The 22168-nt window shown below is 70.5% G+C and carries 17 protein-coding genes; 6 read left to right on the top strand and 11 right to left on the bottom strand.

Going from position 1 to position 22168, the window contains the following annotated elements:
- Positions 1-263 precede the first annotated feature (263 nt).
- The 3 genes from IH45_RS0129210 to IH45_RS0129200 all read left to right on the top strand — a co-directional run bounded on the left by IH45_RS0129210 (position 264) and on the right by IH45_RS0129200 (position 3931).
- On the top strand, positions 264-1643 hold the full coding sequence (locus tag IH45_RS0129210; RefSeq protein ID WP_030675008.1) for a family 2B encapsulin nanocompartment shell protein: 1380 nt from the start codon (positions 264-266) through the stop codon (positions 1641-1643).
- Positions 1630-3300, top strand: coding sequence for a cysteine desulfurase (locus IH45_RS0129205; protein ID WP_030675006.1), 1671 nt, complete (start codon positions 1630-1632; stop codon positions 3298-3300). Before IH45_RS0129210 ends, IH45_RS0129205 begins: the two co-directional genes overlap by 14 nt.
- 166 nt (positions 3301-3466) lie before the next feature.
- A complete protein-coding gene (locus tag IH45_RS0129200; protein WP_030675004.1) occupies positions 3467-3931 on the top strand; it encodes a hypothetical protein in 465 nt (154 codons plus the stop codon).
- Positions 3932-3942: 11 nt separating this feature from the next.
- On the opposite strand, the gene rodA is transcribed toward IH45_RS0129200, so the two are convergent.
- The 9 genes from rodA to IH45_RS0129155 all read right to left on the bottom strand — a co-directional run bounded on the left by rodA (position 3943) and on the right by IH45_RS0129155 (position 14480).
- On the bottom strand, positions 3943-5151 hold the full coding sequence (gene rodA / locus IH45_RS0129195) for a rod shape-determining protein RodA (protein WP_030675003.1): 1209 nt from the start codon (positions 5149-5151) through the stop codon (positions 3943-3945).
- Entirely contained in the window at positions 5148-7289 is a 2142-nt protein-coding gene (gene mrdA / locus IH45_RS0129190; protein ID WP_030675001.1) for a penicillin-binding protein 2, read from the bottom strand. Before mrdA ends, rodA begins: the two co-directional genes overlap by 4 nt.
- A complete protein-coding gene (gene mreD, locus IH45_RS0129185) occupies positions 7286-8008 on the bottom strand; it encodes a rod shape-determining protein MreD (protein ID WP_030674999.1) in 723 nt (240 codons plus the stop codon). The genes mrdA and mreD overlap by 4 nt, the downstream gene beginning before the upstream one ends.
- A 3-nt stretch (positions 8009-8011) precedes the next feature.
- On the bottom strand, positions 8012-8944 hold the full coding sequence (gene mreC / locus IH45_RS0129180; protein WP_030674997.1) for a rod shape-determining protein MreC: 933 nt from the start codon (positions 8942-8944) through the stop codon (positions 8012-8014).
- 186 nt (positions 8945-9130) lie between these two features.
- Positions 9131-10150 carry a rod shape-determining protein gene (locus IH45_RS0129175; RefSeq protein WP_003985182.1) on the bottom strand — a complete coding sequence of 340 codons (1020 nt, stop codon included), beginning with the start codon at positions 10148-10150 and terminating at the stop codon, positions 9131-9133.
- Positions 10151-10437: 287 nt separating this feature from the next.
- Positions 10438-10851 (bottom strand): nucleoside-diphosphate kinase, encoded by a 414-nt coding sequence (ndk, locus tag IH45_RS0129170; protein WP_030674994.1) that lies wholly within the window; start codon positions 10849-10851, stop codon positions 10438-10440.
- A gap of 221 nt (positions 10852-11072) precedes the next feature.
- A complete protein-coding gene (locus tag IH45_RS0129165; RefSeq protein ID WP_030674992.1) occupies positions 11073-11432 on the bottom strand; it encodes a DUF4233 domain-containing protein in 360 nt (119 codons plus the stop codon).
- Between the two features lie 2 nt (positions 11433-11434).
- Complete coding sequence (gene folC / locus IH45_RS0129160; RefSeq protein ID WP_030674989.1) at positions 11435-12973, bottom strand: bifunctional tetrahydrofolate synthase/dihydrofolate synthase; 1539 nt, start codon at positions 12971-12973, stop codon at positions 11435-11437.
- A gap of 58 nt (positions 12974-13031) precedes the next feature.
- Positions 13032-14480, bottom strand: a complete 1449-nt coding sequence (locus IH45_RS0129155; RefSeq protein WP_030674986.1) for a peptidoglycan D,D-transpeptidase FtsI family protein — start codon at positions 14478-14480, stop codon at positions 13032-13034.
- A 326-nt stretch (positions 14481-14806) separates the two neighbouring features.
- Here IH45_RS0129155 and IH45_RS0129150 point away from each other — a divergent pair, with 326 nt between their 5' ends.
- Positions 14807-16012 carry a hypothetical protein gene (locus tag IH45_RS0129150; protein WP_030674982.1) on the top strand — a complete coding sequence of 402 codons (1206 nt, stop codon included), beginning with the start codon at positions 14807-14809 and terminating at the stop codon, positions 16010-16012.
- Here IH45_RS0129150 and IH45_RS0129145 read toward each other — a convergent pair.
- Positions 15978-18623: a valine--tRNA ligase gene (locus IH45_RS0129145; RefSeq protein ID WP_030674980.1), complete on the bottom strand. Its 2646-nt coding sequence runs from the start codon at positions 18621-18623 to the stop codon at positions 15978-15980. The two genes, IH45_RS0129150 and IH45_RS0129145, sit on opposite strands and share 35 nt — an antisense overlap.
- 159 nt (positions 18624-18782) lie before the next feature.
- Here IH45_RS0129145 and IH45_RS0129140 point away from each other — a divergent pair, with 159 nt between their 5' ends.
- Together IH45_RS0129140 and IH45_RS0129135 are read left to right on the top strand one after the other, a co-directional pair.
- Positions 18783-19688: a hypothetical protein gene (locus IH45_RS0129140; RefSeq protein WP_030674977.1), complete on the top strand. Its 906-nt coding sequence runs from the start codon at positions 18783-18785 to the stop codon at positions 19686-19688.
- Between the two features lie 44 nt (positions 19689-19732).
- The gene (locus tag IH45_RS0129135; protein WP_030674976.1) at positions 19733-20668 is read left to right on the top strand and encodes a hypothetical protein; all 936 of its coding nucleotides are present in this window, start codon (positions 19733-19735) and stop codon (positions 20666-20668) included.
- A gap of 80 nt (positions 20669-20748) precedes the next feature.
- On the opposite strand, the gene clpX is transcribed toward IH45_RS0129135, so the two are convergent.
- Complete coding sequence (gene clpX, locus IH45_RS0129130) at positions 20749-22038, bottom strand: ATP-dependent Clp protease ATP-binding subunit ClpX (RefSeq protein WP_030588820.1); 1290 nt, start codon at positions 22036-22038, stop codon at positions 20749-20751.
- Positions 22039-22168: the final 130 nt, after the last annotated feature.

Genomic DNA, 22168 nt, shown 5'->3' with positions numbered 1-22168 from the left:
AGTCCCCGACCGGACGTTCGCGCGGTGACGCCCGGCCCGGCGGACGGATTCCGGCCTGGCCACACGGCATCCACGGCAAAAACAGTTCATCTCTGCACGAACACCTGCGAATGCCGGATAGCTCCTTTCCGGCCTGTTGCGGAAATACGCCGTCTTGCCGTCGGCAGTTGCCGCTCGGACGATCGGTCCCCTCCACACCGTGCGGACCGCGGCGGCCACGAGGGCCGCCGCGTGCCCGCGCGCCCTTTCCCGAGGAGGTCGTGATGACCACAAATGGCCGTTTGAGTCTCGGTCCCGACGCGGCACGGCAGCTCGCCACCACCACCAAGACCACGCCGCAGATGCGCGGCATCACCCCGCGCTATCTGCTGCGCGCCCTGCCGTGGGTGGACGTCGAGTCCGGCGTCTACCGCGTCAACCGCCGCCGCACCTTCATCCTGGGCGACGACCGGATCAGCACCTTCTCCGAGGGCGACAGCCACCGCATCGTGCCCGAGGACCTGCGGGAACTGCCGTTCCTGCGGCAGGCCGACGAGGGGCAGCTGCGCGAGCTGGCCGAGACGTGCGACGAGGTCACCTTCGACGCCGGGCAGACGCTGTGCTCCGAGGGCGACAACGCCGACCGCCTGTGGGTGCTGGTACGCGGCCGCGCCGAGAAGCGGGTGACCGGGCGGTACGGCGAGGACGCGTTACTGGAGGTCGTCGGCGACGGCCAGTTCTTCGACCTGACCGCCTGGGCCAAGGGCGAGTCGCAGCCGTACCAGGTGCGCGCGCTGACCCCCGGTGTCGCGCTGTGCATCAGCCGCGCCAAGCTGGCGGAACTGGCCGACCGCGACGAGTCGCTGCGCACCACGCTGGAGTCCTACTGCGCCGGCGAGATGCCGACGCCGGGTGCCGAGGCGCCGGTCGACCTGGCCGCCGGGCACGTCGGCGAACCGGACCTGCCGGGCACGTACGTGGAGTACGAGGACGCGCCGCGCGAGTACCACATGAGCCTCGCGCAGACCGTGCTGCGCGTGCACACCCGCGTCGCCGACCTGTACAACCAGCCGATCGACCAGACCCGGGCGCAGAGCAACCTGACCGTGCACGCGTTGCGCGAGCGCCAGGAGTCGATGATGCTCAACCACCCGGACTTCGGGCTGTTCAACCAGGTCGCGCCGGGCATGCGGGTGCAGACGCGCACCGGCGCGCCGACGCCGGACGACCTGGACGAGATGCTGGCCAAGGTGTGGAAGCAGCCCGGGTACTTCGTGGCGCACCCGCGGGCGATCGCCGCGTTCGGCCGGGAATGTACCCGCCGGGGTGTGCCCCCGGTGACCGACACCCGGTTCGGCAGTCCGCTGCTGACCTGGCGCGGCGTGCCGCTGCTGCCGTCCGACAAGGTGAACATCAACGGCGCGGGCACGACCGAGATCCTGCTGATGCGGGTGGGCGAGGCGGAGCAGGGCGTGGTGGGCCTGCGCCCGGCCTCCGTACCGGACGAGGCCGAACCGGGCCTGTCCGTACGGAACATGGGCGTCGACCAGAAGGCGATCACCTCGTACCTGGTCACGGCGTACTTCAACACGGCCGTCCTGGTGGAGGACGCCCTCGCCGTCCTCCAGAACGTCGAGGTGTCCAAGTACCATGACTACTCCTGAGTTCACGGGGCTCGCGGCACCGCTGAGCGCGCTCCTGGGCAAGGAGGCGAAGACCGGCGCGGCGGATGCGGCAGCGGCCCCTGCCACCGGCACGAACACGGCCGTCCGTACGGACACGGCCACGACCACGGCACCGGCTCCCGGCACGGGCGCGGCTCCGGGCGCGGGGGCGACCGTCGTCCCGGCCGCGGCCACGGCGGGTCTGCCGGGTATGCAGCCGGTTCCGAGCGCGGTGCCTGATGCGAGCGCCGTACCGGGCACGAGCGCACTGTCGGACACCAGCGCCGTACCGGGTATGGGGACGGTTCCGGGTATGGAAACGGTCCCGGGCATGAGCGCGGCCCCGACCGCTCCGGCCCAAATCCCCACCGCGGACTCCGAAACCACCACCATCCCCACCACCCCGACACTCACCCAACAATTCCCCGGCGCCCAACGCGGTGCCTTCTCCCCCGAGATGGCCCGGCGGGACTTCCCGATCCTGCACCGGCTGGTCAACGGCCGGCCGCTCGTATGGCTGGACAACGGGGCCACCACCCAGAAGCCGCGCCAGGTGATCGAGGCGGTGGCGGCCTTCTACGGTTCGGCCAACTCCAACATCCACCGCGGTGCCCACACGATGGCCCGCGACGCCACCGCCCTGTACGAAGCGGGCCGGGCCGCCGTCGCGGACTTCCTGGGCGCCCCGTCCCCCGAGGAGATCGTCTTCGTCCGCGGCACCACCGAGGCGATCAACCTGGTCGCCGAGACCTGGGGGCGGGCCAACATCGGTCCGGGCGACGACATCCTCGTCCCCGTGCTGGAGCACCACTCCGACATCGTCCCGTGGCAGCAGCTGGCCGCCCGGACGCATGCCCGGGTGGTGCCGGTGCCGCTGCTGCCGGACGGGCAGATCGACCAGTTCGCCTACGCCGACCTGCTCTCCTCCCGTACCCGGCTGGTGGCCGTCAGCCATGCCTCCAATGTGCTGGGGACCGTCCCCCCGGTGGCGGAGATGACGGCGCTGGCCCACCGGTACGGCGCCAAGGTGCTGGTGGACGGCGCCCAGGCGGTGGCCCACTTCCCGGTCGACGTACAGGCCATGGACGCCGACTTCTACGCCTTCTCCGGCCACAAGCTGTTCGCGCCCACGGGCATCGGCGCCCTGTACGCCAAGCCCGAACTGCTGGCGGCCATGGTGCCGTGGCAGGGCGGCGGGAACATGATCGAATCCGTTTCCTTCGACCGCACGACGTTCGCGCCCGCGCCGCACCGCTTCGAGGCCGGTACGGGTCACATCTCCGGCGTGGTCGGGCTGCTCGCCGCGCTCGACTGGCTGTCGTCCTTCGACCACGAGGCCATCGCGAAGTACGAGGCCGACCTGCTGGCGTACGCGCGGCAGGCGCTGGCCATGGTGCCCGGCCTCGAAGTCCTGGGGGACGCCCCGGACCGCATCGCGGTGCTGGCGTTCACGCTCGCGGGCCACGACCCGACGGCCGTGGCGCAGTCCCTGGACCTGGAGGGCATCGCCGTCCGCTCCGGCCACCACTGCGCCCAGCCCGCGCTGGCCCACTACGGCCTGGACAGCGCCGTACGCGCCTCCCTGGCCCTCTACAACACCCCTGAGGAGGTGGACCAGCTGGTCTCTTCGCTGCTGCGGCTGCAGCAGTCACCGTGACCTGACCGGAACCACCGTGACCCGACCGGAGCGCCCGTCCCGTACCGCCGGGGCGGGCGCTCCCCGGGCCGGGCACCCGCATGATCCACAACCCCCGCCCCGGGCTGTCACCCCTTACCGGTACAGTGCCGTCCTCGGTTGAGGGACATGACGGCAGGGGGAGACGATGCTCACGCATCTGGCGGACACCGCACGGCAGTTGGCGGCCGTCCTGTGGCAGCAGCACACGGTCTACCGCGACCGCACGGGCGGCGTGGTCATACGGGGCGAGCACGTCGAGCGGTGGATCAGTCTGTCCGCCACCGGCACCCGCGGGGACGTACTCATACGGGCGGGCCGCATCCTGGACGGCGGTACGAGCGCGCCCGCGCGGGCGGAGACCGTCATGCGGCTGGACAGCGGCACGGGCGAACTGGCCGCCGCCTGCCGCCGGTTGCTGGCCGACATCGCGATGAGATCCGAACCGGCGGCGCCCCGCGCGACGGAGTACGCGCGGCCCCCGCGGCAGCCCCGCACGCGGCCGCGGACGGCACGTGTCGCGCTGTGGGTGGTGCTCGCCACGGTGACCAGCGCCGCCGTGCTCGCCGTCCTCGTCGCGTACAGCTCCTACAGCGCCGCGTCCGGCCGCTGAGCGCCGGTTTCTCAGGCCGACACCGGCCGCTGTACGTGAATGGACTGGAGCAGCCCTATGGCGATCCAGACCGCGAACATGGACGTGCCGCCGTACGAGACGAACGGCAGCGGCAGACCGGTGACGGGCATGATGCCCAGCGTCATGCCGATGTTCTCGAACGACTGGAACGAGAACCAGGCGATGAAGCCCGCCGCCACGATCGTGCTGTACAGCTCGCTGGCCTCGCGGGCGATGCGGCAGGCGCGCCACAGCACGACGCCCAGCAGCACGATGATCAGGCCCGCGCCGAGGAAGCCCAGCTCCTCGCCGGCGACGGTGAAGATGAAGTCGGTCTGCTGCTCCGGCACGAACTGGCCGGTGGTCTGGCTGCCGTGGAAGAGTCCGGAGCCGGTCAGCCCGCCACCGCCGATGGCGATGCGCGCCTGGTTGGTGTTGTAGCCGACGCCCGCCGGGTCCAGGCTCGGGTTGGCGAAGGCGGCGAACCGGGCGATCTGGTAGTCGTCCAGCAGGCCCAGCTGCCAGATGGCGACACAGCCGACGACGCCGGCGCCCAGCAGTCCGAGGATCCACCGGTTGGAGGCGCCGGAGGCGAGCAGCACGCCCAGGATGATCGCGCCGAGGACCATCACCGAGCCGAGGTCCGGCATCAGCATGATGATGGCGACCGGTACGGCGGCCAGGCCGAGGGCCTGGACGACGGTGCGGTGGTCGGGGTGCGGGCGGTCGCCCGCGTCGACCCGGCCCGCGAGGATCAGCGCCATCCCCAGTGTGATCGTGATCTTGGCGAATTCGGCGGGCTGGAGGGAGAGCCCGCCGGGGATGGCCAGCCAGGAGCGGGAGCCGTTGATCGTGGCGCCCAGGGGCGTGAGGACGAGCAGCGCCAGCACCAGCGAGAGGCCGTAGAGGATCGGCACCGCGCCGCGCAGCGTGCGGTGCCCGAGCCAGATCGCGCCGGCCGCCAGGGCCAGCCCGATGCCGGTGTTCAGCAGGTGGCGCAGCAGGTAGCCGTATTCGTCGCCGTGGGTGAGTTCGGTGCGGTTGCGGGTCGCGGAGAACACCAGCACCGCGCCGATCAGGGACAGCGCCAGGCTGCACAGCAGCATGACCCAGTCCAGCTTGCGCACGACCGAGTCGCGCGCCGTCAGCTTGCCCCAGGCGCCGCGGTCGGGGCTGTAGCGGCGGACGGTGAAGCCGCCCGCCGTGTGGGAGCTGGTCACCGGCCCCGCCTTCCGGTCGCGGCGGGCGTTGCCGGGGCGGCGACGGGCGTGATGGGCTGCGCCTGGATCGTGCCGTCGCCCAGGATCCTGGGCAGTCCGGTCTGCGGCCTGGGCAGCAGCGCCTGCTTCTCGTCGATCTTGCCCTTGTCGTCCACCCCGTACAGCGCGTTGTAGATCTTGCGCACGGCGGGGCCGGCGGAGCCCGAGCCGGTGCCGCCCTGGGAGATGGTCATGACGATCGTGTAGTCCTTGGTGTACGTGGCGAACCAGCCCGTCGTCTGCTTGCCGTAGACCTCGGCCGTACCGGTCTTGGCGTGCATCGGGATCTTGTCCTGCGGCCAGCCCTGGAAGCGCCAGGCGGCGGTGCCGCGGGTGGCGACGCCGGCCAGCGCGCCGTCGATCTGGGAGAGGGTCCTGGCGGTCACCGGCAGCTTCCCGTGCGACTTGGGCTCGATGTTCTCGATGTGCTTGCCGTCGGGGCTGACGACCGCCTTGCCCACGGTCGGGTTGTACAGCGTGCCGCCGTTGGCGATCGCCGCGTAGATCGTCGCCATCTGTATCGGGGTGACCTGGGTGTCGCCCTGCCCGATGGAGTAGTTGACGGAGTCACCGGCGCGCATCTTCATGCCGGACTCGCAGTTCTCCCGGGCGATCTTCGAGACGTAGTCGTCGCCGGACTTGCCCTGCTTGCACCAGCTGTCCTTGTTGGCCTCCCAGTACCGCTTCTTCCACTGGCGGTCCGGGACCCGGCCGGTGACCTCGTTGGGCAGGTCGATGCCGGTCTCCTTGCCGAGGCCGAACTGGTGTGCCGTCTTGTAGAACCAGTCCTTCGGGTCCTTCGGCTTGTTGCCGCCGTCCTTCTGCCACTGCTGGTAGGCGAGGCCGTAGAAGACGGTGTCGCAGGAGACCTCCAGCGCGCGGCCGAGGTTGATCGGCCCGTAGCCCTTGGACTCGAAGTTCTTGAAGACCTGGTTGCCGATGCTGAACGAGGCGGTGCAGGGGTAGGTGCCGTCGAAGTCGTATCCGGCGGCGACCGCGGCCGAGGTCGAGATGACCTTGAAGATCGAGCCGGGCGCCGACTGGCCCTGGATCGCCCGGTTCAGCAGCGGATAGTTGGAGTCCTTGCCGGTCAGCCGCGCGTAGTCCTTGCCGGAGATGCCGCCGACCCAGGCGTTGGGGTCGTAGGACGGGTTGGAGGCCATGGAGACGATCCGGCCGGTCTTGTTCTCCATGACGACCACGGCGCCCGCGTCGGCCTTGTAGTTGGTGCCGGTGTTCTTGTCGTGCTCCTTGCGGGCGTCTTTCATCGCCTGCTCCAGTTCCCGTTCCGCTATGGCCTGGACGCGGGCGTCTATGCTCGTGACGACGTTGGAGCCGGGGACCGCCTTGTCGCTCTTGGCCTTGCCGATGACCCGGCCGAGGTTGTCGACCTCGTACCGCGTCACCCCGGCCTTGCCGCGCAGCTGGCTGTCGTAGGTCCGCTCCAGCCCGGAGCGGCCGATCTGGTCGGAGCGCAGCAGCGGCGAGCGGGTGTTCTTGGCCTTCTGGATCTCCTCGTCGGTGACCGGCGAGAGGTAGCCGAGGACCTGTGCCGTCTCGGCCTTGCCGGGCGCGGCGTAGCGGCGTACGGCGGTGGGCTCGGCGGAGATGCCGGGGAAGTCCTCGGAGCGCTCGCGGATCTGGAGGGCCTGCTGGGTGGTGGCCTCGTCGGTGATCGGGATGGGCTGGAAGGGCGAGCCGTTCCAGCAGGGCTGCGGGGTCTTGGCGTCGCACAGCCGGACCTTGTTGCGGATCTCCGTCTCGGACATGCCCAGGACCTTGGCGAGCCGGCCGAGCACGGCCTTGCCGTCGTCCTTCATCTTCAGCAGGTCGGTACGGCTGGCGGAGACGACCAGCCGGGTCTGGTTGTCGGCGAGCGGGATGCCGCGGGCGTCGAGGATGGAGCCGCGGGTGGCCGGTTCGACGACCTGCTGGACGTGGTTGTTGCGGGCCTCGTCGGCGTACTCCCGGCCGTTGCGGATCTGGAGGTACCACAGCCGGCCGCCGAGAGTCAGCAACAGCGAGAAGACGAGGATCTGGATGGCGACCAGCCGGATCGTGACGCGTGAGCTGCGGCCGGTCTCCGGAATGTTGGTCACAGTCGTTTGACCCCCTTGATGCGTCCTGCCTTGCCACGGACCGGTCTGCCGAGCAGTCCGCCGCGCTGGCCGCCGATGCGGGCCTGCTTGGACGGAAGGTTGGTGCGCATGGAGCGGCTCGCCTTGAGGCCGGTGCCGGAGCCGAGCCACCCGTAGGCGCTCCTGCGCCCCTTGCCGGAGCCGCCCGGCCCGCCGGCCGCGTCGGTGGCCAGCGGGTCGTGTTCGGTACGGCGGGCCAGCGCCATGACCACGGGTACGGCGAACGGGGCGAGCAGCAGGTCGTAGAGCGTGGCGGTGAACAGCAGCCAGCCCAGGCCCACCCGGGCGGCGGCGGAGTCGCCGACGAGCGAGCCGACGCCCGCGTACAGCAGGGTCGAGCCGAGGGCCGCGCCGATCACGACCACCAGCGGCATGGTGGCCGAGCGGTGCTGGCCGCTGTCCGGCTTGGTCAGCCCGGCCACGTACCCGATGATGCACAGCACCAGCGCGTAGCGGCCGATGGCGTGGTCGGAGGGCGGCGCGAGGTCGGCGAGCAGACCGGCGCCGAAGCCGATCAGGGCGCCGGAGACGTGCCCGTAGACCAGCGCGAGGCCCAGGACGACCAGGAGCAGCAGGTCCGGTACGGCGCCGGGCAGCTGGAGCCGTGCCAGCACGCCGACCTGGACCAGCAGGGCCACGACGACCAGCGCGGCCGAGAGCAGGATCCTCTTGATGCGCATCGGTCAGCTCCTGGGGGAGGCGCTCGCGGTGGGGGTGGCCGTGACGGTGACCGTCGGCGTCGGCTTGGGTTTGGCGGGCCTGGGCGGCAGCACCGTGTCGCGCGGGTCCTCGCGGGGCGGCTGGACGACCACGCCGACGACGTCCAGCTTGGAGAAGCCGACGAACGGGCGGACCTGGAGGGAGCGGGTCAGATCGCCGTTGGACGGATCGACCTTGACGACCCGTCCGACCGGGACGCCGGGCACGAAGGGCTTGTCGGCGCTGGAGCCGAAGGTGACCAGCCGGTCGCCGGTCTTCACCTCGGCCTTGCCGTTCAGCAGCTGCACGCGCAGCGAGTTGCCGCCCTGGCCGGTGGCGAACCCGATTTCGTTGGTCTTCTCCATGCGGGTGCCGACGGTGAAGTCGGGGTCGTTGGCGAGCAGCACGGTGGCGGTGGTGCGGCCGACGGTGGTGACGCGGCCGACCAGGCCGTCGCCGTTGAGCACCGTCATGTCGCGGGCGATGCCGTCCTGGGACCCGGCGTCGATGGTGACGGTCCAGGAGAAGCCCTGCGCCGCGCCGATGGCGATGACCTGGGCGCCCTTGATGCCGTACTGGCCGGTGCCGGCGGTCTTGAGCATCGTGTCCAGCTCGGCGGCGCGGTTGCGGTTGCGGTCGGAGGAGCCCAGCTTCGCCTTCAGGGCGGCGTTCTCCCGCTCCAGGGCGCTGATACGGGTGTGCCGCTCGCCGGAGTCCCGTACCGCGCCGACGGCGTTGCCCACCGGGTCGACGACCGTGGCGATACCGCTCTCGACCGGCCCGAAGACCGCCGCGGCGGCCTGCCGGGCACCGGCGAGCGGGGACCGTTCGCCGCCGCGGATGTCCACCGTGATCAGCGCGAACGCGATCGCGACCAGCAGCACCAGTAGCAGCCGGCTCTCTCGTGTGTCCCTCACGTGCGGCGGCCGTGTCCTTCCTCGTAGGACCGGCCGGCTGCGGGCCCGCGCCGGTCGCGCTGGGGAGTGCGTTGTGCCTTTATACGCAGTGCTCGCCTGTTGGGGCGTGGTGCCTGTATATCAACGATCCGCCGTACGGACGATCAGCCGCCCGTACGGCGGGATGTCGCCTTCCGGCCGACTGCGCTAGCGGCGCGGCTGGGAGTCCAGGACCTGCTGGAGCGCCTCGAACTCCTCGACGCACTTGCCGCTGCCGAGCGCGACGGAGTCGAGCGGGTCCTCGGCGATGTGGATCGGCATGCCGGTCTCGCGGCGCAGGCGCTCGTCGAGGCCGCGCAGCAGGGCGCCGCCGCCGGTGAGCACGATGCCGCGGTCCATCACGTCGCCGGACAGCTCGGGCGGGCACTTGTCGAGCGTCGTCTTGACCGCGTCGACGATGGAGTTGACCGGTTCCTCGATGGCCTTGCGGACCTCGGCCGCGGAGATCACGACGGTCTTGGGAAGTCCGGAGACCAGGTCGCGGCCGCGGATCTCGGTGTGCTCGTCCTGTTCCAGGTCGTACGCCGAACCGATGGTGATCTTGATGCTCTCGGCGGTGCGCTCACCCAGCAGGAGGGAGTACTCCTTCTTGATGTGCTGGATGATCGCGTTGTCCAGCTCGTCGCCGGCCACCCGGATCGACTGGGCGGTGACGATGCCGCCGAGCGAGATCACCGCGACCTCGGTGGTGCCGCCGCCGATGTCCACGACCATGTTGCCGGTGGCCTCGTGGACCGGCAGGCCGGAGCCGATCGCGGCGGCCATCGGCTCCTCGATGATGTGCACCTGGCGGGCGCCGGCCTGGGTGGACGCCTCGATGACCGCGCGGCGCTCGACTCCGGTGATGCCGGAGGGGACACAGACGACGACGCGCGGGCGGGCCAGGTAACGGCGCTTGTGGATCTTGAGGATGAAGTAGCGGAGCATCCGCTCGGTGATCTCGAAGTCGGCGATCACGCCGTCCTTCAGCGGACGCACCGCGACGATGTTGCCGGGGGTGCGGCCGATCATCTTCTTGGCCTCGGCCCCGACGGCGAGGATGCCGCCGGTGTTGGTGTTGATGGCCACGACCGACGGCTCGTTGAGGACGATCCCGCGACCCCTGACGTACACCAGCGTGTTGGCGGTCCCGAGGTCGACAGCCATGTCACGGCCGATGAACGACATGTTGTTCCCCATGAGGATACGTCTGGCCTTCCCAACTGGAGCGAATGCTTACTTGAGGTCGGCAGGTGTGGTGCGCCGGGGCGCGGAAACTCCATCGTAGTCACGAAGTCCCCACCGCTCGAACGCAGTGCGGGGTTCCTTCGCCATTGTCGGCGGAACACGGACCCGCCCCCTTCAATGGGACGCCGTGTCGCACCGAAGCGTTCCCCCGTTCGCCGCCGGCTTGCCGTGGGACGGCCGCAGGAGCGCGGTCGCCCCAGGTCACCGGGGCGCGAACGGACGGGAGGTCAGGAAAGACCGGGGAAGAAAATCTTGATCTCGCGCTCCGCGGACTCCTCGGAGTCCGAGGCGTGGATCAGGTTCTCCCGGGTGATGGTCCCGAAGTCGCCGCGGATGGAACCGCTCGGCGCCTTGATCGGGTCGGTGGGCCCGGCCAGCGTCCGCACGCCCTCGATCACCCGCTCGCCCTCGACGACCAGGCTCACCACCGGGCCGGACGACATGAACTGCACCAGCGGCTCGTAGAAGTCGCGGCCGACGTGCTCGGCGTAGTGCTGCTCCAGGATCGCGCGGTCGAGGGTGCGCAGTTCCAGCGCGCTGATCGTCCAGCCCGCCTTGCGCTCGATACGGCCGAGAATCTCACCGACCAGGCCGCGGCGGACCGCGTCGGGCTTGAGGAGGACGAGCGTGCGCTGGCTCACGGGATGGACTCCTTGGGTGACGGAAGTCGGCAGGTGACCTGAGGCTACATGGGTGACAGCGCTCATCCGTACGCGGTACCGGAGCCGCTACGGGGCCGTACGGGTGACGTGGGCCGGGTTTCGTACAGGCGTCCGGGTGCGGACGCGGGCGGATGTCCGGTCCCGGCCCGTACGTCCCGCCTGTCCGGATCACCGGGCCGGCGGGACGCGGGGAACCGTTCCTACGCCGCGCCCGGCTGCGGCCCGTCCTCGGCCATCGCCGCCCAGCGGGCCTTCGCCTCGTCGATCTTGCGCCCGAAGTGCACCGAAGCCCACCACAGCGCGGCGAAGACCGCCCCGAGGAAGAACATCGTGCCCACCACGAAGCCGCTGGCGATCAGCGCCGCCTGGAGGGCCCAGCCGAGCTGCACACCACCGGGGCGGGTGAGCACGCCGCACAGCAGGACGCACAGCAGCATCGCGATGCCGCTGACCGTCCAGACCGTGGCCGTGGAGTGGCCCGAGGTCTGCATCGCGACCAGCCCGGCGAAGCCGATCACGAAGAACTCGCCGATCAGCGTGCTCGCACACAGCGTGCGCATGGTCACTTCCTCCCCAGGAGCAGCCGGGCCTCGCCGACCGTGATCACGGAGCCGGTGACCAGCACACCGGCGCCGGCGTACTCACCCTCCTCCTCCGCGAGGGTGATCGCCGCCTCCAGCGCGTCGTCGAGCCGGGGCTCGACCTGCACCCGCTCGGACCCGAAGACCTCGACCGCGACGGCGGCCAGCTCGTCCGGGTCCATCGCGCGGTGGCTGGAGTTACGGGTCACCACGACCTCGGCGAAGATCGGCTCGAAGGCTTCGAGGACGCCGCGTACGTCCTTGTCGGCGCTGGGGCCGACCACCCCGACGAGTCGGCTGAAACCGAACGCCTCGCCGACCGCCTCGGCCGCGGCCCGCGCGCCCGCCGGGTTGTGCGCCGCGTCCAGGATCACGGTCGGGCTGCTGCGCACGACCTCCAGGCGGCCGGGCGAGGCCACCGCGGCGAACGCGGAGCGGATGGTGTCGATGTCCAGCGTGCGGGCGTGCTCGGAGCCGATGCCGAAGAACGCCTCCACGGCGGCGAGCGCCACCGCGGCGTTGTGCGCCTGGTGGGCGCCGTACAGCGGCAGGAAGATGCCCTCGTACTCACCGCCGAGGCCGCGCAGCGTCAGCAGCTGGCCGCCGACCGCCACCTCCCGGCTGAGCACGCCGAACTCCATGCCCTCGCGGGCGACCGTGGCGTCCACCTCGACCGCGCGCTTGAGCATCACGGACGCCGCGTCCACCGGCTGCTGCGCCAGCACCACCGTCGCGTCCTTCTTGATGATCCCGGACTTCTCGCCGGCGATCTGCTCGGTCGTCCCGCCGAGGCGGTCGGTGTGGTCCAGCGAGATGGGCGTGACGACGGCGACGTCCCCGTCGATCACGTTCGTCGCGTCCCAGGTGCCGCCCATGCCGACCTCGACGACCGCGACGTCCACCGGGGCGTCCGCGAAGGCCGCGTACGCCATGGCGGTGAGCACCTCGAAGAAGGACAGGCGGTACTGCTCGCGCTCGTCGACCATCTGCACGTACGGGGCGATGTCCCGGTACGTCTCGATGAAACGCTCGGCGGAGATCGGGGCGCCGTCCAGGCTGATCCGCTCGGTCACCGACTGCACATGCGGGCTGGTGTAGCGCCCGGTGCGCAGGTCGAAGGCGGTCAGCAGGGCCTCGATCATGCGGGCGGTGCTGGTCTTGCCGTTGGTGCCGGTGATGTGGATGGACGGGTACGCGCGCTGCGGCGACCCCAGCACGTCCATCAGCGCCTCGATGCGCTGCACCGACGGGTCCAGCTTGGTCTCGCCCCAGCGGCCCGCCAGCTCGCTCTCCACCTCGCGCAGCGCGCGGTCCACCTCGGGGTCTTCGGGACGGGCGGGAACACCGTCCCCCTGGGGCGGGCCCGCCTGCGCGCGCAGGGTCCGGCTGCCGGCCTCGATCACCGCGAGGTCGGGGTCCCGGTCGGTCTCGGCCTCCACCATCTCCTCGAAGGGGTCGGCCGGGCCGTCCGGGCCGGGGATCGGGTCGGGGTCGTCGTTTCGGGGGCGGTCGTCGCTCACGGGTCCAGTCTACGAGCCGCCACCGACACCGGCGGGCGGCGGCCTGCGGCCGGGACCGCTACGACAGCGCCGCCTTCATCATCGCCTTCGCCACCGGCGCCGCCAGCCCGCCGCCCGACACCTCGCTGCGGGCCGCGTCGCTGTCCTCGACCATGACCGCGACGGCGACCTGGTGGCCCTTGCCGTCCTTGGCGTAGGAGACGAACCAGGCGTACGGGGTGCCCTCGTTGTCCACGCCGTGCTGGGCGGTGCCCGTCTTGCCGCCGACCGTCAGGCCGTCGATCTTGGCGTTGGAGCCGGTGCCGTCGTTGACGACGGTCTCCATCGACGACTGGAGCTGCTCGGCGGTGCGCTGCGAGACCGCCTTGCCGTACTTCTTCGGCTCGTACTCCTGGAGCGTGTTGCCGCCGCCGTCGGTGAGCTTGTCCACCATCTGCGGCGTCTGGAGGTCACCGCCGTTGGCGATGGCCGAGGAGACCATGGCCATCTGGAGCGGCGTCGCGGTGTCGTCGAACTGGCCGATGCCGGACAGCGCGGTCTGCGGCTTGTCCATGCCCTTGGGGTACAGGCTCTTGCCCGCCCGTACGGGGGTGTCCAGCTTGCCGTCGTTGAAGCCGAACTTCTCCGCCTGCGCGCGGACCTTGTCCTGGCCCAGGTCGGCGGCCATCTTCGCGAAGACGGTGTTGCAGGAGTACTGGAGCGCGGTGCGGATGGTGGCGTTCTTGCAGGGGGCGGAGGCGCTCTCGTTCTTCAGCACCGTACGGGTGCCGGGCAGCGTGTACGGGTCGGGGCTGTCGGTGGCCTCGTCCACGGAGGAGTAGAGGCCGTTCTCCAGCGCGGCCGCCGCGACGACCAGCTTGAACGTGGAGCCGGGCGGCAGCGGCTGGCGCAGCGCGCGGTTGATCTCGGGGTGGTCCTTGTTGCCGGACAGGTCCTTCCAAGCCTTCTGGTCGCCGCTGCCGGACCCGGCGAACTTGCCCGGGTCGTACGACGGGGTGCTGACCATGCCGAGGATCCGGCCGGTGGCCGGGTCGAGCGCGACCGCGGCGCCGGTCTTGCCGCCGAGCGCTTCGTAACCGGCCTGCTGCACCTTGGCGTCGATGGTGGTGGCCACGTCGCCGCCCTTGGGGCGCTGGCGGGTCAGCACGTCGCCCGGGTTCTGCAGGCGGCTGTCGGAGCCGTCGAGGATGTCCCCGTACAGGTTCTCCAGCTGGTTGCTGCCGAAGATCTGCGAGCTGAAGCCGGTCACGGGCGCGTAGAGCGGGCCGTTCTTGTACGTGCGCTGGTACTTGAGGGTGCCGTCGGTGGCGGTGGAGCCGGTCACCGGCTGCCCGTCGACGAGGATGTTGCCCAGCGGGTTCGCGTACTTGGCTATGGAGACGCGTGGATTGTGCGGATCGTCCGAGAACGTGGATGCCTTGGCCCCCTGCAGCCAGGTGACCCACGCCAGCAGCGCGAGTATGAGCAGGATGCAGAAGACCGAGACGCGGCGCAGGGGCTTGTTCATGGGTGGCGCGGCTCCTCGTCGCTGGCCGGGGCGTGCGGCCGGATCGTGCGTTTTTGCCGGAAACTCCCGTTCGCGGCCCCATGCTCCACCGTCCGGATGAGAGACCGATGAGAACGCGGGTGCCCGCCGCCCCACCGTGACACACGCCTCTGATCGCCGGGCCCGGACAACGCACCACCCCCCTGCCGTCGTCTTCCCCGGCGGGCTCTGTGAGCCTGTACCGACAAGAAGATCAAAGCTCCGGTGGCGGTGGCGGACGGCCGCCGGTCCCCACCGGGCAGGGCGGGAGCTGAAAAAGCGTGCGCGTGCCGGCCATCAGTCAGCGGATGCACCTCGTGCTGCTCACCGCGTGGACCGTGCTGTGGTTCGTCGTGGTCGAGCCGAACGGGGGGTTCTCCTGGCACTACCTGCGCACCGGTGGCGAGCTGATCTACCAGGGCTCCGCCGGCGACGGCACCGGCGGCCTCAACCTCTACGCCCACCACCCGGAACTCCAGATGGGCCCCATCAGCTTCCTGGTGGCCGGCCTGTTCAACCCGTTCCCCGAGCACACCGGACAGTTCCTGGCGGCGGCCCTGATGTCGCTGCTCGGCCTGGTGATCGTGGTGCTGGCCGGGCGCAGCGCCGCCTGGCACTTCCTGGGCACCGGCACCAACCACCAGCGGCTGCGGCAGCGCGTCCTGATAGCCGGGCTGGCGTTCATCCCCATGTGGATCGAGGTCTCGGTCCGCTTCGGGCACCTGGACGACGTGCTCGCGCTGTTCTTCACCGCGCTGGCCGTACGGTCGGTGACCCGCGGCAACGCCGCGCTGACCGGCGTCTTCCTGGCCCTGGCGATGGACTCCAAACCGACCGCGCTGGCCTTCGTACCGCTGCTCCTCGCGCTCCCGAAGGAGAAGTGGCTGCGCGCGGGGCTGTGGATGGCGGGTCTGGTCGCGGTGGCCTGGCTGCCGTTCTTCGTCGGCGACATGAATTCGTTCTCGGCGGCCAAGTTCGCCATCCCCAACCATCCGGCGTCCGCGCTGCGCTGGCTGGGCGTGGCCGACCCGGAGACGCCCGGCTGGGACCGGCCCGCGCAGTTCGCGCTGGGCCTGGTGCTGGGCTGCCTGGCGGTGTGGCGGGGGCGCTGGGCCGCGGTGGTCCTGCTGGGCGCCAACGCCCGTATCGTCCTGGACCCCAGCGTCTACACGTACTACACCGCGTCCGTCCTGCTCGGCACGCTGCTGTGGGACGTCATCGGGCAGCGCCGGCTGGTGCCCTGGTGGAGCTGGCTGGCGCTGCTGATCCTGTACGGCAGTGTCTTCGCGGTGCCCGACGACTCGGCGCGCGGCTTCATCCGCCTGGCGTTCGTGGCCGTATCGACGGCGTACGTCCTGCTGTGGCCGGTACGCGAACGCGGCGACCGGCGCGGCAAGGGACGGCGCAGGCCCCCCGCCCGTGGTACGGACGAGGGGCCTGTGGAGACGCACGCGCCGGGGCCGTTCCCGGCGCCGGGCGCTACGCCTTGGGCAGGGCCGCCAGCTGCGCGCTGATGCGCTCGATGTCGGCCTCGGCCGTCTCCAGCCGCGTGCGGATCTTGGCGACGACGTGCTCCGGGGCCTTGCCCAGGAACGCCTCGTTGCCCAGCTTCGCGTTGGCCTGGGCCTTCTCCTTCTCGGCGGCGGCCAGGTCCTTCGACAGCCGCTTGCGCTCAGCCTCGACGTCGATGGCGCCCGACAGGTCCAGCGCCACGGTCGCGCCCGCGACCGGCAGCGACGCGGTGGCGGTGAACTCCTCGCCGGCCGGCTGGAGGCGCAGCAGCGAGCGCATCGCGGCCTCGTGCGCGGCGAGCTGCGTACCGGCCAGGTCCAGCCGGGCCGGGACCTTCTGGCCCGGCTGAAGGCCCTGGTCGGAACGGAAGCGGCGGACCTCGGTGACGACCTGCTGAACGGTCTCGATCTCCCGCTCGGCGGCCGCGTCGCGGAAGCCGGAGTCGGCCGGCCACTCGGCGATCACCAGCGACTCACGGCCGGTCAGCGTCGTCCACAGCGTCTCCGTGACGAACGGCACGATCGGGTGCAGCAGCCGCAGCGTGACGTCCAGGACCTCGCCGAGGACGCGGCGCGAGGCGTCGGCGGCCGGGCCGCCCGCCATGAAGGTGGTCTTGGACAGCTCGACGTACCAGTCGAAGACCTCGTCCCAGGCGAAGTGGTACAGCGCGTCCGACAGCTTCGCGAACTGGTAGTCGTCGTAGTACGCGTCGACCTGCGCGACGACCGTGTTCAGCCGGGACAGGATCCAGCGGTCGGTCGCCGAGAGCTCTTCCGCCGGCGGCAGCTCGCCCTCCAGCGTGGCGCCGTTCATCAGCGCGAAGCGGGTGGCGTTCCAGATCTTGTTGGCGAAGTTGCGGGAGGCCTGGACCCAGTCCTCGCCGATCGGCACGTCCGCGCCCGGGTTGGCGCCACGGGCCAGCGTGAAGCGGACGGCGTCCGCTCCGTAGGCGTCCATCCAGTCCAGCGGGTCCACCGAGTTGGGGTTGGACTTGGACATCTTCTTGCCGTGCTCGTCACGGACCAGGCCGGTCAGCGCGATGGTGTGGAACGGCGCCCGGCCGTCCATCGCGTACAGACCGAACATCATCATCCGGGCGACCCAGAAGAAGATGATGTCGTGGCCGGTGAGCAGGACATCGGTCGGGTAGAACTTCGCCAGGTCGGGGGTCTTCTCCGGCCAGCCCAGCGTCGAGAAGGGCCACAGCCCGGAAGAGAACCAGGTGTCCAGGACGTCGGACTCCTGGGTCCAGCCCTCGGCCTCGGTGCCGGGCGGCTCCTCGTCGGGCCCGACGCAGACGATCTCGCCGTCGGGGCCGTACCAGACCGGGATGCGGTGGCCCCACCACAGCTGGCGCGAGATGCACCAGTCGTGCATGTTGTCGACCCAGTCGAAGTAGCGCTTCGACATGTCCTCGGGGTGGATCTTGACCCGGCCGTCGCGGACCGCGTCACCGGCGGCCTGGGCGAGCGGGCCGACCTTGACCCACCACTGCATGGACAGGCGGGGCTCGACGGTGGTCTTGCAGCGCGAGCAGTGGCCCACGGAGTGGACGTACGGGCGCTTCTCGGCGACGATCCGGCCCTGCTCGCGCAGCGCCGCCACGATCGCCGAACGCGCCTCGAAGCGGTCCAGCCCCTCGAAGGGACCGTGCACGGTGATGACACCGCGCTCGTCCATGACGGTCATCGACTCCAGGTCGTGCCGCTGGCCGATGGCGAAGTCGTTGGGGTCGTGGGCCGGGGTGACCTTGACCGCACCGGTGCCGAACTCCGGGTCGACGTGGGTGTCGGCGACGACGGGGATCGTCCGGTCGGTGAGCGGCAGCTTGATCCGCTTGCCGATCAGATGGGCGTAGCGCTCGTCGTCCGGGTGGACGGCCACCGCCGTGTCGCCGAGCATCGTCTCGGCGCGGGTGGTGGCCACGACGAGGGTGTCCTCGCCCTCACCGTAGGTGATCGAGACCAGCTCGCCGTCGTCGTCCTGGTACTCGACCTCGATGTCCGAGATCGCGGTCAGACAGCGCGGGCACCAGTTGATGATGCGCTCGGCGCGGTAGATCAGCTCGTCGTCGTAGAGCCGCTTGAAGATCGTCTGGACGGCCTTGGACAGGCCCTCGTCCATCGTGAAGCGCTCACGCGACCAGTCGACGCCGTCGCCGAGGCGGCGCATCTGGCCGAGGATCTTGCCGCCGTACTCCTGCTTCCACTTCCAGACGCGCTCGACGAACTCCTCGCGCCCCAGGTCGTGGCGGGACTTGCCCTCCTCGGCGAGCTGCTGCTCGACCTTGTTCTGGGTGGCGATGCCCGCGTGGTCCATGCCGGGCAGCCACAGGGATTCGTAGCCCTGCATGCGCTTGCGGCGGGTCAGGGCGTCCATCAGCGTGTGCTGGAAGGCGTGCCCGAGGTGCAGGCTGCCGGTGACGTTCGGCGGGGGGATGACGATCGTGTACGGCGGCTTCTCGCTCGTGGCCTCCGCCTCGAAGTAACCCCGCTCTACCCAGCGCTCGTACAGCGGCCCCTCTACCTCGGCCGGCGCGTACTGGGTCGGCAGTTGTGCGGGGATGCTGTTCGGCCCACCGTTTCGGGGGCTCTGCTGAGTGTTCTCGGTCACGACGCTCAGTGTACGGGCGTGGATGTCGCAGTCTCGAATCGGTTTGGCCCCCGGAGCACCCGCTGACAGTGGCGTCGTACAGGATGTTGGAAACGCAGAGACATCAACTGTGACGGGCGTCATCGGTCGCCGTCAGTTGTCACGAGGGGAACCCGCTCCATGAGCTTCAACCAGCCGCCTCCCGGCCCGTACGGCCAGCCGCCCCAGCAGCCCGGACCGTACGGCCAGCCCGTGCCGCAGCCGGTCGGGCAGCCCGGTTACGGCTATCCGCAGCAGGGCGGTCAGGTTCCCCCGCAGCAGCCGTACGGCTACCCGCAGCAGCCCCAGGCCCCGTACGGCCAGCCGCCGCAGCAGCCCCCGTACGGCCAGCAGGTCCCCTACGGTCAGCAGCCGCCCCAGAACGGCGGCAAGGGCAAGGGCCTGAAGATCGGCCTGAGCATCCTGGCGGTGGCGGCCGTGGCGGGTATCGGTGTGGGGGCGTATTACGCGTTCGGGCCGGGTGGGGATGTGAAGCCGTACACGATCGCCCTGCCGGCCGATCTGCTCGGCGGGACGTTCAAGAAGGTGCCGGGCAAGGAGGACAAGAAGGAAAGCCTGGCCAACGACAAGGAGACCAAGGCCATGGGGATCACCGAGGGCACCGGTGTCCATGGCAGCTACGCGAACGACAAGAAGCAGTCGCTGGCCGTCACGGGTGTCTACGGCAAGGTCGCCGATCCCAAGAGCGCGGTGAACAAGATGGTCGCCCAGCTTGACAAGAACTTGGATAAGGCAAGTAAATCGGGCGCCAAGTTGGAGACGGTGACCCCGGTGACGGAGTTCTCCCCCGACGGTTTCGACGGCTCGGTCATGAAGTGCAAGGCGATCAAGAACACCATGTCGAACCTCGGCGTTACCGCGACCGCCACGATGACGTACTGCGTCTGGGGTGACTCCAGTGCGATGGCCGTGGTCATGAACAGCGGGATGGAAGCGCCGATGAACGCCACCGGCCCCGCCTTCTCCGCCCAGCAGCTCTCCGAAAAAACCCGCGAGATCCGCGACGCCGTCCGCCACGAGAAGTAGCCACCACGCCGCTCCGGACCACCGGCCCCAGGGGAGGACCACGCATGAGCTTCAACCAGCCGCCGCCGGGCCCGTACGGCAGCAGTGGACAGCCGCCGCAGGGGCCGTACGGAAGCAGCGGGCAGCCGCAGGGCGGGGGCTTCGGACCGCCCCAGGGACCGCCCCAGGCACCGCCGCCGGGACCGCCGCCGCAGCAGCCCGGACCGTACGGATACGGGCCCCCGCAGCAGCCACAGTTCCCGCCTCCGGGACCGCCCGGCCCGCCCCAGGGCCCCGGCGGCAACAACACCGGAAAGATCATCGCCGGGGTGGCCGCCGGCGTCGTGCTCGTCGGCGCCATCATCGGCGGGGCCGTCGTCCTCACCTCGGGCAACGACAACGGCAGCCGGGCCCAGGCCAACGGCAACAGCTCCGCCGCGCCTACCACCAGCTCGGACGCGGACCGCTCGTCCGAGGAGTCACCGGCCGCGGAGGACACCGGGCAGCGGATGCGGCTGACGACGCCCCGTACGGTCGACGGCGGCGCGTACACCCTGGAGAAGGACAAGGCGGCCCTGCAGCGTGACGGCCTGAAGCTGGGCTCGCCGCCCGCCGGTGTGACGCAGGAGATCGCCCGCTACCGGGGCACCCGCGACAGCCGGACCACCGGTCTGATGATCTCCGGCGGCTACGGCACCATCTCCGACCCGGACCGTGTCGTGGACAACATGTTCAGCGGCGTGTCCGACGCGAGCACCACGGTCGTCCGGCAGCGCGAGACGTTCCGGCCCGGCAAGGCCGGCGGCACGATCAAGATCGACTGTGAGGTCGTGCGGAACGCGTCGTTCGGCTACGCGCCGGTGTGCGGCTGGGCCGACGGCTCGACCGCCGCGGTGCTGCTCTACATGAACGGCTCGCTGCGCTCCGCCTCCGACATCAACCTGTCGCAGTACGCGGACACCACCGCCGTGGTGCGCGGCGAGACCCGCGCCCCGCGGTAACCGGCAAGCGAAAGGGCCGCCTCGCGACCAGTGGTCGTGGGGCGGCCCTCGCCGTCCGTGCGGGGGGAACGGACGGCGCGCTACGCGCTCTTCTCGTGGTGCTCGCCGGACTCGCCGCCGCGGTTGCGCGGCACCAGGGTCGGGTTCACGTTCGAGTGGACGACCTCTTCGGTGATCACGACGCGGGCCACGTCCTTGCGGGACGGGACCTCGTACATCACCGACTGGAGGACCTCCTCCATGATGGCGCGCAGGCCGCGCGCGCCGGTGCCGCGCAGGATCGCCTGGTCGGCGATGGCCTCCAGGGCCGGGCGGTCGAAGTCCAGCTCCACGCCGTCGAGTTCGAACAGGCGCTGGTACTGCTTGACGAGCGCGTTGCGCGGCTCCAGGAGGATCTGCAGCAGTGCCTCGCGGTCGAGGTTGTGCACCGAGGTCAGCACCGGCAGCCGGCCGATGAACTCCGGGATCATCCCGAACTTCACCAGGTCCTCCGGCATCACGTCCTGGAGCTGGTCCTTGGCCTCGACCTCGCGCTTGGAGCGGATGTTGGCGCCGAAGCCGATGCCCTTGGCGCCGGACCGGGCCTCGATGATCTTCTCCAGGCCGGCGAACGCGCCGCCCACGATGAACAGCACGTTCGTCGTGTCGATCTGGATGAATTCCTGGTGCGGGTGCTTGCGGCCGCCCTGCGGCGGCACCGAGGCGGTGGTGCCCTCCAGGATCTTCAGCAGGGCCTGCTGGACGCCCTCGCCGGAGACGTCACGGGTGATCGACGGGTTTTCGCTCTTGCGGGCGACCTTGTCGATCTCGTCGATGTAGATGATGCCGGTCTCGGCCTTCTTGATGTCGAAGTCCGCGGCCTGGATCAGCTTGAGGAGGATGTTCTCGACGTCCTCGCCCACATAGCCGGCCTCCGTCAGCGCCGTGGCGTCGGCGAAGGCGAACGGGACGTTGAGCATCCGGGCGAGCGTCTGCGCGAGCAGCGTCTTGCCGGAGCCGGTGGGGCCGAGCAGCAGGATGTTGGACTTGCCGAGCTCGATGCCGTCGTCACCGCCGCGCGCGCCACCGTTCTCGCCCGCCTGGACCCGCTTGTAGTGGTTGTAGACGGCGACCGAGAGCGCCTTCTTGGCGGGCTCCTGGCCTACGACGTAGCTCTCCAGGAACTCGTAGATCTCCCGGGGCTTGGGCAGTTCCTCCCAGCGGACCTCGGAGGTCTCGGCGAGCTCCTCCTCGATGATCTCGTTGCAGAGGTCGATGCACTCGTCGCAGATGTACACACCAGGACCCGCGATGAGCTTCTTCACCTGCTTCTGACTCTTCCCGCAGAACGAGCACTTGAGCAGGTCGCCGCCGTCACCGATGCGTGCCACGAGGTGCTTCCCCTTCGCCTGGGATCCGCATTGCTCCGCGGACCCGGGTGCTTGCCTATCGACGGTACCTTGCCGGGCCCCCCGTACGGGCCCCCCTTGGACCGACTCGGTCAACCCGGTCCAAGGGGGC

This window comes from Streptomyces rimosus subsp. rimosus (genome assembly GCF_000720725.1).
In the GTDB taxonomy this organism is placed as follows: Bacteria; Actinomycetota; Actinomycetes; order Streptomycetales; family Streptomycetaceae; genus Streptomyces; species Streptomyces rimosus_A.
The sequence above is the reverse complement of the archived record's forward strand: the minus strand, read 5'-3'. Positions and strand labels throughout refer to the sequence as shown.

Excerpts from the sequence above, each read along its gene's own strand:
- IH45_RS0129210 (WP_030675008.1), top strand. The coding sequence starts at position 264 with ATGACCACAAATGGCCGTTTGAGTCTCGGTCCCGACGCGGCACGGCAG.
- IH45_RS0129205 (WP_030675006.1), top strand. The coding sequence starts at position 1,630 with ATGACTACTCCTGAGTTCACGGGGCTCGCGGCACCGCTGAGCGCGCTC.
- IH45_RS0129200 (WP_030675004.1), top strand. The coding sequence starts at position 3,467 with ATGCTCACGCATCTGGCGGACACCGCACGGCAGTTGGCGGCCGTCCTG.
- mreD (WP_030674999.1), bottom strand. The coding sequence starts at position 8,008 with ATGCGCATCAAGAGGATCCTGCTCTCGGCCGCGCTGGTCGTCGTGGCC.
- IH45_RS0129175 (WP_003985182.1), bottom strand. The coding sequence starts at position 10,150 with ATGTCGTTCATCGGCCGTGACATGGCTGTCGACCTCGGGACCGCCAAC.
- IH45_RS0129165 (WP_030674992.1), bottom strand. The coding sequence starts at position 11,432 with ATGCGCACGCTGTGTGCGAGCACGCTGATCGGCGAGTTCTTCGTGATC.
- IH45_RS0129155 (WP_030674986.1), bottom strand. The coding sequence starts at position 14,480 with ATGAACAAGCCCCTGCGCCGCGTCTCGGTCTTCTGCATCCTGCTCATA.
- IH45_RS0129150 (WP_030674982.1), top strand. The coding sequence starts at position 14,807 with ATGCACCTCGTGCTGCTCACCGCGTGGACCGTGCTGTGGTTCGTCGTG.
- IH45_RS0129140 (WP_030674977.1), top strand. The coding sequence starts at position 18,783 with ATGAGCTTCAACCAGCCGCCTCCCGGCCCGTACGGCCAGCCGCCCCAG.
- IH45_RS0129135 (WP_030674976.1), top strand. The coding sequence starts at position 19,733 with ATGAGCTTCAACCAGCCGCCGCCGGGCCCGTACGGCAGCAGTGGACAG.